The 10,527-nt window shown below is 70.6% G+C and carries 12 protein-coding genes; 2 read left to right on the top strand and 10 right to left on the bottom strand.

What is annotated here, in order from left to right; genetic code table 11:
• The coding region (locus J7E97_RS28415; protein ID WP_215033123.1) for a glycosyltransferase family 87 protein at positions 1–1,313 on the bottom strand (1,313 nt) is incomplete at its 3' end.
• Positions 1,314–1,502: 189 nt separating this feature from the next.
• A complete protein-coding gene (locus J7E97_RS28410; RefSeq protein WP_215033120.1) occupies positions 1,503–2,858 on the bottom strand; it encodes a UDP-glucose/GDP-mannose dehydrogenase family protein in 1,356 nt (451 codons plus the stop codon).
• A gap of 226 nt (positions 2,859–3,084) precedes the next feature.
• On the opposite strand from J7E97_RS28410, the gene J7E97_RS28405 reads away from it, so the two are divergent.
• On the top strand, positions 3,085–4,257 hold the full coding sequence (locus tag J7E97_RS28405) for an acyl-CoA dehydrogenase family protein (protein WP_215033117.1): 1,173 nt from the start codon (positions 3,085–3,087) through the stop codon (positions 4,255–4,257).
• A gap of 249 nt (positions 4,258–4,506) precedes the next feature.
• Here the strand turns inward: J7E97_RS28405 and J7E97_RS28400 are convergent, their stop codons facing one another.
• From J7E97_RS28400 to J7E97_RS36280, 7 genes are all read right to left on the bottom strand, one after another.
• Positions 4,507–5,001 carry a hypothetical protein gene (locus J7E97_RS28400; RefSeq protein WP_215033114.1) on the bottom strand — a complete coding sequence of 165 codons (495 nt, stop codon included), beginning with the start codon at positions 4,999–5,001 and terminating at the stop codon, positions 4,507–4,509.
• An 80-nt stretch (positions 5,002–5,081) separates the two neighbouring features.
• Complete coding sequence (locus J7E97_RS28395; protein ID WP_215033111.1) at positions 5,082–5,306, bottom strand: DUF397 domain-containing protein; 225 nt, start codon at positions 5,304–5,306, stop codon at positions 5,082–5,084.
• A 50-nt stretch (positions 5,307–5,356) separates the two neighbouring features.
• Positions 5,357–5,578, bottom strand: a complete 222-nt coding sequence (locus J7E97_RS28390; protein WP_251055298.1) for a hypothetical protein — start codon at positions 5,576–5,578, stop codon at positions 5,357–5,359.
• 5 nt (positions 5,579–5,583) lie between these two features.
• Complete coding sequence (locus J7E97_RS28385) at positions 5,584–5,793, bottom strand: hypothetical protein (RefSeq protein ID WP_215033105.1); 210 nt, start codon at positions 5,791–5,793, stop codon at positions 5,584–5,586.
• A 117-nt stretch (positions 5,794–5,910) separates the two neighbouring features.
• Positions 5,911–6,759, bottom strand: a complete 849-nt coding sequence (locus J7E97_RS28380) for a helix-turn-helix transcriptional regulator (protein ID WP_215033102.1) — start codon at positions 6,757–6,759, stop codon at positions 5,911–5,913.
• 25 nt (positions 6,760–6,784) lie between these two features.
• Positions 6,785–7,315, bottom strand: coding sequence for a DUF6879 family protein (locus tag J7E97_RS28375; RefSeq protein ID WP_215033099.1), 531 nt, complete (start codon positions 7,313–7,315; stop codon positions 6,785–6,787).
• Positions 7,290–7,547 carry a hypothetical protein gene (locus J7E97_RS36280; RefSeq protein WP_251055297.1) on the bottom strand — a complete coding sequence of 86 codons (258 nt, stop codon included), beginning with the start codon at positions 7,545–7,547 and terminating at the stop codon, positions 7,290–7,292. Before J7E97_RS36280 ends, J7E97_RS28375 begins: the two co-directional genes overlap by 26 nt.
• 567 nt (positions 7,548–8,114) lie before the next feature.
• On the opposite strand from J7E97_RS36280, the gene J7E97_RS28370 reads away from it, so the two are divergent.
• The gene (locus J7E97_RS28370) at positions 8,115–9,197 is read left to right on the top strand and encodes a sugar phosphate nucleotidyltransferase (protein ID WP_215033096.1); all 1,083 of its coding nucleotides are present in this window, start codon (positions 8,115–8,117) and stop codon (positions 9,195–9,197) included.
• An 87-nt stretch (positions 9,198–9,284) separates the two neighbouring features.
• Here the strand turns inward: J7E97_RS28370 and J7E97_RS28365 are convergent.
• On the bottom strand, positions 9,285–10,527 hold a 1,243-nt coding region (locus tag J7E97_RS28365; RefSeq protein ID WP_251055296.1), incomplete at its 5' end, for an LCP family protein.

Genomic DNA, 10,527 nt, shown 5'->3' with positions numbered 1-10,527 from the left:
GCGGCGGCCGCGGCGGCGGCCGCCGGCCCGGGCTCCGGGGCGGCGGTGACGCTGGCCCGCCACAGGCGGACGCAGGACCAGACGGCGGCCCAGGCGAGCAGGCCGTTGCGGACGCAGAGCAGGATGGTCCCGAAGACCGTGCCGGGGAGGATCTGCGAGCCGTAGGTCAGCGGGTAGATCGCCGTGCTGAGCGCGGTGGAGGCGACGATCAGCCAGGCGACCGGGCGCTGCGTGGTGTGCCGGCAGGTCAGGCAGACCGCGGCGAGGCCGACCAGCCAGATCAGGTACTGCGGGCTGAGCACGCGGCTGGTGATGGTGAAGACGAGGATGGCGCACAGCGCCGCGTCCAGCGGGGTCGCGGTCGACCAGCGGCGGGCCTTCACGCGCCACAGCAGCAGCCAGCCGAATCCGACGACCGTGAGCGCGACGGAGAGCACGGCGACGCTGGAGACGTACGGGCCCAGGTACTCGTAGGCGCCGTAGCGGACCTCGATCTTCCCGGACCAGGCGCCGACGAGCCTGCCGAGCATCAGCGCCGAGCCGCCCAGCGACTCGACCTGGATGCCCCGGTTGCCCTGGTTGTCCAGGAAGCCGAGGGTGTCGCGGAAGAACAGTGCGAGGACCGCGAGCAGTACGGCCGCGGACGCCGCGGCCGAGACGATCGCGTCGCGGGTGGTCCGGCCGCGCGGGGTGCCGATCAGCGTGAGCAGCGGCCACACCTTCACCAGGGCGCCGATGCCGGCGAGGACCCCGCCGAGCTTGCGGCGGAAGCGCAGGCACAGCAGCGAGCCGACGGCGAGCAGGGTGACCTGGAGGTCGTAGCGCCCGAACGGCAGCGAGAGCAGCAGCGGCAGCGTGGCCAGCCACAGCACGGCGCCGGCCGTGCTGCCGTCGGGGCGGCGGGCGGCGCGGACCAGACCGACGGCGATCAGGGCGTCGCAGACGACGGTGAGCGCGACGAAGGCCTGGAAGTAGCTGAGGAAGGGCAGCAGGTCGGGCGACAGGAAGACGGCCGCCGCGGCCGGCGGGTACTGCCACATGACGTCGTCGTGCGGCATCGTCCCGGTGATGAGGACGTCGTACCAGTTGTTGTAGGTCTCGGTGATCTCCACGCGCACCGAGGAGGTGCCGTGCAGGTTCACCACGAGGAGGACCACCATCAGGGCGCGGGTGGCCAGCCAGAAGCCCGCCATGGCCAGGTGGCCGGCGCGCCCCCGCAGGAAGGTGTCGAAGGGTCCCCGACCGGCACGCGGGGCCGGCCCCGGCGCGCCTGCGGTGGGGCGGAGAGGGCTTCTCGTGCTCGTACTGGTCATCGGCCGTGAGTCTAGCGATCCGTTCCCGGGGCCCCCGGTGGCTCCGCCCAACGATCCGGTGACGAGATCCGAAACCGCCCATTCCGCAACGAAGTGGATCAACTGAGGGGCCTGGCGCGGGTTCGGCCCCGGGTTCGGCCCCGGGTTCGGCCGTGGGATCGAGCGGGGATCAGAGGATCAGGCGGGGGATCAGGCGCGGGGCCGTCCCATGGCGCGGTAGGTCCAGCCGGCCGAGCGCCAGAGCTCGGGGTCGAGGGCGTTGCGGCCGTCGAGGACGAGGCGGTCCGTGACGACCTCGCCGAGCTCGGCCGGGTCGAGGTCGCGGAACTCGCGCCATTCGGTGAGGTGCAGGACGACCTCGGCGCCGCGGGCGGCCCCGAGCGCGGAGTCCGCGTAGCCGAGGGTGGGGAAGACCCGGCGGGCGTTGTCCATGCCCTTGGGGTCGTAGACGGTGACCTGGCCGCCCTGGAGGTGGATCTGCCCGGCGACATTCAACGCGGGGGAGTCGCGGACGTCGTCGGAGTCGGGCTTGAAGGTGGCGCCCAGGACGGCGACGCGCTTGCCGAGGAAGGACCCGCCCACCGCCTCGCGGGCCAGTTCCACCATGTGCCCGCGGCGCCGCATGTTGATCGAGTCGACCTCGCGCAGGAAGGTCAGCGCCTGGTCGGCGCCCAGTTCGCCGGCGCGGGCCATGAAGGCGCGGATGTCCTTGGGCAGGCAGCCGCCGCCGAAGCCGATGCCGGCGCGCAGGAACTTCTTCCCGATGCGCTCGTCGTGGCCGATGGCCTCGGCCAGCTTCACCACGTCGCCGCCGGCGGCCTCGCACACCTCGGCCATCGCGTTGATGAAGGAGATCTTCGTGGCGAGGAAGGAGTTCGCGGCGGTCTTGACGAGCTCGGCGGTGGGGAAGTCGGTGACGACCAGCGGGGTGCCCTCGCCCATGGGGGTCGCGTAGACCTCCCGCAGGACCTTCTCGGCGCGCTCGCCGTGCTCCCCGTGGATGCCGATGACGATCCGGTCGGGGTGCAGCGTGTCCTGGACGGCGAAGCCCTCGCGCAGGAACTCCGGGTTCCACGCCAGGGCGATCTCGTCCCCGGCCGGGGCGAGCGCGGCCAGCTTCGCGGCGAGGCGCTCGGCGGAGCCGACGGGCACGGTGGACTTGCCGACGACCAGGGCGGGCCGGGTCAGCCGCGGGGCGAGCGCTTCCACGGCGGCGTCGACGTAACTCATGTCACACGCGTACTCGCCGTGCTTCTGCGGGGTGTTCACGCAGACGAAGTGGACGTCGCCGTCGAAGGCGCCGATCTCGTCCCACGAGGTGGTGAAGCGCAGCCGGCCCGTGGAACCCGGCAGTCCGGCCACGTGCGAGGCCAGCAGCTCCTCCAGTCCGGGCTCGTACATCGGGACCCGGCCGGCAGCCAGCATCTCGATCTTCTCGGGCACCACGTCCAGTCCGAGCACGTCGAACCCCAGCTCCGCCATCGCCGCGGCATGCGTTGCGCCGAGGTATCCGGTGCCGATCACAGTGATCTTCAGGGGGGCCATGCGTGCTCCTGGAGGTGCGGGGCCGTTAGCGGCAACCGAGCATAGTCGCGCGATCCACCGGGGACGCATTCCGTCAGTGCCACCCACTGGCGGGCGGCCTCGTCAACCGGTCGCCCCCGCTGTCACGCAGCTCACGTACGACGGCCGTGTCCTGGCCGGGCACCGGACACTAAGCTTGGGTTACTTAACGGTAGTTAGCATCGCACCACTTGGGGAGTGAGAAATCTTGGCGGGTTCTGCCGACTTCGATCTGTACCGTCCGGCCGAGGAGCACGACATGCTCCGCGAGTCCGTCCGCGCGCTCGCCGAGGCGAAGATCATGCCCTTCGCCGCCGCGGTCGATGAGGATTCCCGCTTCCCGCAGGAGGCCCTCGACGCCCTCGTGGCGAGCGATCTGCACGCCGTCCACGTACCCGAAACCTACGGCGGCGCCGGCGCCGACGCCCTCGCCACCGTGATCGTGATCGAGGAAGTCGCCCGCGTCTGCGCGTCCTCCTCGCTCATCCCGGCCGTCAACAAGCTCGGCTCGCTCCCGGTGATCCTGTCCGGTTCCGAGGAGCTCAAGGCCAAGTACCTGGGCCCGCTCGCCAAGGGCGACGCGATGTTCTCGTACGCGCTCTCCGAGCCCGACGCGGGCTCCGACGCGGCCGGCATGAAGACCCGCGCGGTGCGCGACGGCGACTTCTGGGTCCTCAACGGCGTCAAGCGCTGGATCACCAACGCGGGCGTCTCCGAGTACTACACGGTCATGGCCGTCACGGACCCGGAGAAGCGCTCCAAGGGCATCTCGGCCTTCGTCGTCGAGAAGTCGGACGAGGGCGTCTCCTTCGGCGCGCCCGAGAAGAAGCTCGGCATCAAGGGCTCGCCGACCCGCGAGGTCTACCTCGACAACGTGCGCATCCCCGCCGACCGCATGATCGGCGCCGAGGGCACCGGCTTCGCCACCGCCATGAAGACCCTGGACCACACCCGCATCACGATCGCGGCCCAGGCCCTCGGCATCGCGCAGGGCGCCCTGGACTACGCCAAGGGATACGTCCAGGAGCGCAAGCAGTTCGGCAAGCCGATCGGCGACTTCCAGGGCGTGCAGTTCATGCTCGCGGACATGGCCATGAAGATCGAGGCCGCCCGCCAGCTGACCTACTCGGCGGCCGCCCGCTCGGAGCGCGTCTCCGCCGGCGGCCCGCACGAGGACCTCACCTTCTTCGGCGCCGCGGCCAAGTGCTTCGCCTCGGACGTGGCCATGGAGGTCACCACCGACGCGGTCCAGCTCCTCGGCGGCTACGGCTACACGCGGGACTACCCGGTGGAGCGCATGATGCGCGACGCGAAGATCACGCAGATTTATGAAGGCACGAACCAGGTCCAGCGGATCGTGATGGCGAGGAACCTGCCGTAACGGGCCCCGTCTGACCCGCACCCGTACCGCGGCCCCCGGCTCCCCGCCGGGGGCCGCGGTGCTGCCCGCCCGCCCCGTCCGCCCTCAGCTACAGCCTCACCCTCCCCGGGGAGCCGCGGGTCCTCGCCGCAGTGGTCCGCGATTGCGAGGGGCAATGGGGCTTCGGCCCCGCCCGCGAGCCCGGTGGCGGCACCCGGTCCTGGGCCGCACTGCCGTACCGCGCGGCCGAGTAGGGACGGGAAGGAAGCCCTACCGCCGGGGCCATCCGAGCGGGCAGGGCAGTTCAGGACTGGACCGGTTCGGGCAACGGGTCACCGGGGCGACCGAATGGAAGAGCGTCCCGTTCAGGTAGTGCCCCAGCGATACATTCCCGCCCCAGGTCAGCCGCTCCACCGCCGCCTTCACCACAAGCACCGGCCGGGTCACTTCCCGGTCCGTTTCCGAGGCGAACCGGGGAGCGGCCTGCGCCAACTGGAGACCGAGCCATTCCCCGGCCTCTTTCGGTTCCTCCCACGTGCCCTTGACCGTCCCGGGCGGTTTCATCAGCCAGTGGGCGGTCTGCAGGGGCGGGAGGCCCGTCACGCCGAACTCCGCGACCACTTCCCGATACCGCTCCACCAGCCGCTGGGCCGCCGCGTCGTCCTTGGCCGCAGGCGGGGGCGGATCGGGATGTGGAGGCCGGCGCAGTGCTTCGTTGTCGAACGCCTTCTTCTCTCCGACCCATGCGTAACCGTGGTGGTGCACTGCCGCTCCGTTTCGGGGAATGGCGACGGCCCCGCCCGTCGGCGTGTGGGCGGGGCCGTCAGTCAGCTGGTGCTCGGGGATCAGGCGGAGAGGTCGAACCGCGCGGGGTCGATGCCCGCCGCGTCCAGCTCCGCCGTGGTGAACCGCAGCGGCTCGGCGTCCGGCCGCTTGCCGTCACCCATGGCCCATGCGTCCGGGCCGATCTTGGCGAGGGTCACGCACGCCTCCCCGTCCGGATGGGTGCTGCCGCCGCACGCCTTCGAGGAGGCGGCGGTGTCGATGTCGAGCGCGTACAGGTCGGTCATCGTTGCCCTTCCTGATCATCTGTCGGCCCGTTGACGGCCGCCTCCCGCCCTCAGCGGGCGGAAGTCCTCACGGCGGCCCTCACGGCCTCGGCCATCTGCTCCACCACGTCCGCCGGGAGCATCCCCAGGTGCACGTACGGGAGGCCGTTGTAGGTGACGGTGGGCCGCATGCCGCTCCACGCGGTGTCGGGGACACCGAGGGCGGCCAATGCCGCGCGCAGGGATTCGGCGGCGTCCGTGGCCCGCGTGTGACCGTCTCGCCAGGTCTGCATGTCCATCACGCGGCCACCGCGCGGGCGGGGCACTCGTTGTGCCGGTAGACGGTGCCGGGCGCGCCCGACGCCCGGTCGACGGCTCCTCGGAGGGCGGGCTCCAGCGCCCCGATGGGCCGATGACAGGCGGAACACTCGTATCCGGGCGCGTAGGTCACGTACTCCCACGCGCCCCGATCGAACTCCGGCGCCTTCGCCTTCTTCTCCCCTGCCATGTCGCGCCCCTCACCGCACCCGCACACTGTGCGGTGCTCGCCGTCACTCCTTGTGAAGACGACGTTAGAGAAGGCACCCGTGAGGCATCCAGGACCTTGCACGGGCTTGCACGCGAATTAGCCGAGCGAGGTAATCGCGTCCGAGACCAGAGCCCGGGCCGGGGCACCGTAGACAGCGAGCTTCGACAGCTCTGAGAACGCCTTGGCGTACGTGGCAACTTCGCTGGGCGCCGTGACGTTCACTGCGGCCGTCAGCAGTTCGACGCTCGCTTGACGGCCGTCGAACAGATAGAAGGCTTCCAGGGGCCAGACGAGCCGCTGGGCGGTGAAGGGGATAACCCCAAGGCTTACGTTCGGCAGCGCCATGACAGCCAGCAGATAGCCAAGCTGTCCGGCCATGGTGGCAGCAGCGCCGATGCGGTAGCGGAGCACCGTTTCTTCCAGCAGCAGCGCGAAGCGGTGGCTGCCTTCGTGGAGAACGCGCGAGCGTTCGATTCGGGATTCCGCCGCCGTCTGCGAGTCGTCAGGGGTGCCCTGAAAGGCGGCGATGGTCGATAGCAGGGCTGCCGCGTACGCCTCGGTCTGGAGCATGCCCGGCACCACGTTCGAGCAGTACACGCGGAAGAGGCGGGTCTGCTCGTACAGGGGGACAACTTCCTCCTGCGCCCGGCGCATGCCGTGGCGATGGAGCTTCTGCCAGTGCACGTACATCTGATCGGCTTGCCGATTCGCCGCGATCAGGTCGTCTGCCCGGTCTTCCGCTCCACACGCTTTGCACCAGGCGCGGATGTCGGCGGCTGATGCAGGGGTCTTGGCACGCTCGATGCGTGACGACTTCGCGGGACTCCAGCCACACCGAAGAGCCAACTCGTGCCCGGTCAGCTCCGCGTCTTGGCGCAGGCCCCCGAGACGGGTGGCGATGGCCTCGCGGGCGGCCTGGGCGCTGGACGAGGGGGACGCAGACATGAGTGGGCTCTTCGTTTTCCGTCAGTCAGACCGTGAACTTCTCGTGCGGGATGCCGCGCTCCCAGACTGCCTCGAACGCAGCCGAGGCCAGTCGTGCCACGGCGGGCTCGGAGCGAACCTCCCAGCCCGGGTCGGACCAGTTCCCATCCCCGGAGAAATGGTTGAAGAGCACGATCCGTCCGTCGAACACCCAGCAGTCGTTTCCGGGGAGCGCGATGTCCGAGGCCTGTCGCCGGGGCAGCCAGCGGACCTGCTCCCCGGCATGAAGGTTGACCACGGTGCCGGCGTGCTCGTACCGGATGTAATCCGTGACCGGTTCCGATACGACACGGGCGCGGCGGACGGCCACGCCTCGGGCCACGGTGCTGCGAATCAAATCGACCCACGGCGTCCAATAGGCGGACGCCGGGTCGATGTCGCGCTGGCCCGTACGCGTCCAGGTCTCGAAGTCCTCGGCCTCCTCCCCGACGCCGTACGAGTCGCGCAGCTCCAGGTGCACAGCCGAGTGCTTGGCTGCGGCCAGCAGCTCGTTAAAGCCCGGCTCCTTCTGCGACATCGCACGCCTTCCTGAGCATCGGCACCATTCGGGCCGGAATCCGAACCACGGCTTCGTGCGCAGGGATGCCCGGAACGTGCCCGGGAACCTCGAACGCCGCGCACTCCGCCTCTAGCTTCTCGTCTGGCTTCCAGCCCTGGAGCACCAGCTCCGCCTTCTCCTCGTCCACCCATACGGTGGGAGAGCCCTGCTGCCCGGTGTCTGGATCAATCCCGATGAACCGTAGTGCCATGACTGCCTCCGGTGTCGAGTGGCTTACGCCAACTTGCACGAGCTTCCTCGTGGCCGTGTGGGAGCGTCAAGGGGGCAGGAACAGCCCTTGAGTCGGGATGGCCTCGGCTTTGTTCACTCGCCGTGCTTTGCCCACCAGTCAGTGAACGGCTCCGCGTGGGTGAGGGCCGTTTCCCGTAAGCGGCATAGGTGGCGGCTTCGTTTCGCGGGCGGACGTCGGGGCGCAGGAATGCCCCGGTGTCGTCGTATCGCATGACGGCTGTGTGTTTCGAGTCGAACAGCCGGAAGTCGGGAACGCCGTCGAGCGGGTTGGGGCGTCGGTGACGTCGAGGATGAAGAACTCTCGTGGGGCAGTCGTCACCGTGCGGCGCAGTGCCGCGTTCGGTGCTCCCGAGCCAGTGACCGCAGGGTCAAGGGATCATGCTTGAGGGAACGGGAAACCGGCCGAACCGGCGGTGTCGCCCGCGGTGGACCCGAGGTCACGACACGGGCCGCCTCGGGCCTTGGGGGTCCCCCGGATGGGCTAGCTTGGGGGCTCGAACGCCCGATCGGCTGGGGGAGAAGGCTCATGACGGAAGCGATCCTGCTGGTCGGCGGGCAGGGGACGCGGCTGCGTCCCGTCACCGTGAACACGCCCAAGCCGATGGTGCCGGCGGCCGGTGTGCCCTTCCTCGCCCATCAGATAGCCAGGGCCGCCGCCGCCGGAGTTACCCGCATCGTGATGGCCACCTGCTACCTGGCCGAGGTCTTCGAGCCCTACTTCGGCGACGGATCCGCCTTCGGCCTCACCCTCGAGTACGTGGTCGAGGACGAGCCCCTGGGCACCGGCGGAGCCATCCGCAACGCCGCCGAACGGCTGACCGGCGGCCCCGACTCCCCGGTGCTCGTCTTCAACGGGGACATCCTCACCGGCCTGGACATCGCCGGCCTGGTCGAGTCCCACCTGAAGGCCGACGCCGATGTCTCCCTGCACCTCGTGCGGGTCGCGGACCCCCGTGCCTTCGGGCTGGTCCCCACCGACTCCGAGGGGCGGGTACTGGACTTCACCGAGAAGCCGAAGACCCCCGAAGAGATCACCACCGACCAGATCAACGCCGGCTGCTACGTCTTCCGCCGCAGCATGATCGACGCCATCCCGGCCGGCCGCGCCGTCTCCGTGGAACGCGAGACCTTCCCCGGCCTGCTCGCCTCCGGCGCCAGGCTGCGCGGATTCACCGAGACCACCTACTGGCTGGACCTCGGCAGGCCCGAGGCTTTCGTCCGGGCCTCGGCCGACCTGGTGCTCGGGGTCGTCTCCTCCCCGGCGGTCCCCGGCCCCCGCGGCGAAGCCCTGGTGCTTCCGGGCGCCGAGGTGGCCGACGGGGCGGTGCTCTCGGGCGGGACCGTGGTCGGAGCCGGCGCCCGCATCGGCGCGGGAGCGGTCGTGCGGGGCTCCATCGTGCTCGACGGCGCGATCGTGGGCCCGGACGCCCGGGTGAACGCCAGCCTGGTCGGCGCGCGCGCCTCGGTCGGCCCGCGCACCGTGCTGGATTCCGCCGTCATCGGCGACGGGGCCGTGGTCGGCGCCGACAACGAGCTGCTCGCCGGGGTACGGGTGTGGTGCGAGGCGCGGGTCCCCGCCGCCTCGGTCCGCTTCTCCTCGGACCGCTGACGGCCTCCGCGCCGCCCGCCCCCCGCGCGAAGCCCCCAGCCAAGGCCCCAGCCAAGGCGCCGCGCAGGGGCCCCCGCGAACCCGTCGCTAGTTGCCGCGGACGGTGACCTTCTCGTCCTTCTGGATCTGCTGCACGAGCTGCTGCACCTTCGCCTTGTCCCAGACGAGGTTCCCGCCGCGCTGCCCGGAGATCGGCATGTTCATCGAGACCCCGTCACCGCCGCTGATGCCCTTCATCGCGAAGAACATCCGGCCCATGTCCCACAGCGACATGTCCTCGTCCACGATCAGCGTGTCCAGGCCCGCGCCCAGCACCGGGTAGAGCGTGAACGGGTTGAGGACCGTCGACGGAGTCGCCGCCTGGCTCGCGAGCGCCGACAGGAACTTCTGCTGGTTCTTCGTCCGCTGCAGGTCCGACTCGGCGAAGGCGTAGCGGGTGCGTACGTAGGCCAGCGACTGCTCGCCGTTCAGGGTCTGCGTGCCCTCCTTGAAGTCGGCCCCGGACTTCTCGTCCTTGAACCCCTTCTCGATGTTCAGCTCCACCCCGCCCAGGGCGTCCACGATGTTCGCGAAGCCGGCGAAGCCGATCTCCGCGTAGTGGTCGATGCGCAGACCGGTGTTGAACTCCACCGTCCGCACCAGCAGCTCCGGGCCGTCCTCGGCGTACGCCGCGTTCAGCTTGGTCCGCTTGCCCGTGCCGGCGAACTTCTTGCCCGACTCCGAGCCGACGAAGGAGGGGATCTCCACGTCCGAGTCGCGCGGCAGCGAGATCATCGTGTTACCGCTGGAGCACTTCGCCAGGATCATCATCGAGTCGGTCCGCTTGCCCTCGGCCGAGCCCGTGTGCAGCTTCTTCTTCTCCTCGGCGGACATGCCCTCGCGGCTGTCGGAGCCGACGATCAGGTAGGTCGTGCAGTCGCCCTCCTTCGGGCGCTCGATGACCTTGGAGAGGTCGACCTCGCGGCGCACGTGGGAGTCGGCCCAGAAGTAGGTGCCGATGCCCGTCACGACCAGGCCCGAGACCAGCACGATCGCGCCGATCTTGATCCGCCCCCGCCAGTCCGGAGCCGGGCCCGCGGGACCTGCCGGACCGCTCCGGCCCCGCCCGCGCGGCCCGGCCGGCGGCTGCTGGCCGCCGCGCCCGTCGCCGCCGCTGTAGACCTGTCCCGTGTTGTACCCGCTGTCGTACCCGCCCTCGGCGGCAGCCGAGCCGGCTCCGCTTCCGCTGTACGAGCCGCCCTGCTGCGGGGGCACGTACGGAGCCCGGGACGGCCCGCCGGGCCCGGCGGGCGGCTGTGCGGGTTGCGCGGGCCGCCGCGGCGGATACGGC

Source organism: Streptomyces sp. ISL-66 (assembly GCF_018614135.1).
In the GTDB taxonomy this organism is placed as follows: Bacteria; Actinomycetota; Actinomycetes; order Streptomycetales; family Streptomycetaceae; genus Streptomyces.
Note: the sequence above shows the minus strand (reverse complement) of the source record. Positions and strands in the feature narration are given on the sequence as shown.

Excerpts from the sequence above, each read along its gene's own strand:
- J7E97_RS28410 (WP_215033120.1), bottom strand. The coding sequence starts at position 2,858 with ATGGCCCCCCTGAAGATCACTGTGATCGGCACCGGATACCTCGGCGCA.
- J7E97_RS28395 (WP_215033111.1), bottom strand. The coding sequence starts at position 5,306 with ATGACCGACCTGTACGCGCTCGACATCGACACCGCCGCCTCCTCGAAG.
- J7E97_RS28390 (WP_251055298.1), bottom strand. The coding sequence starts at position 5,578 with ATGCAGACCTGGCGAGACGGTCACACGCGGGCCACGGACGCCGCCGAA.
- J7E97_RS28385 (WP_215033105.1), bottom strand. The coding sequence starts at position 5,793 with ATGGCAGGGGAGAAGAAGGCGAAGGCGCCGGAGTTCGATCGGGGCGCG.
- J7E97_RS28380 (WP_215033102.1), bottom strand. The coding sequence starts at position 6,759 with ATGTCTGCGTCCCCCTCGTCCAGCGCCCAGGCCGCCCGCGAGGCCATC.
- J7E97_RS28375 (WP_215033099.1), bottom strand. The coding sequence starts at position 7,315 with ATGTCGCAGAAGGAGCCGGGCTTTAACGAGCTGCTGGCCGCAGCCAAG.
- J7E97_RS36280 (WP_251055297.1), bottom strand. The coding sequence starts at position 7,547 with ATGGCACTACGGTTCATCGGGATTGATCCAGACACCGGGCAGCAGGGC.
- J7E97_RS28370 (WP_215033096.1), top strand. The coding sequence starts at position 8,115 with ATGACGGAAGCGATCCTGCTGGTCGGCGGGCAGGGGACGCGGCTGCGT.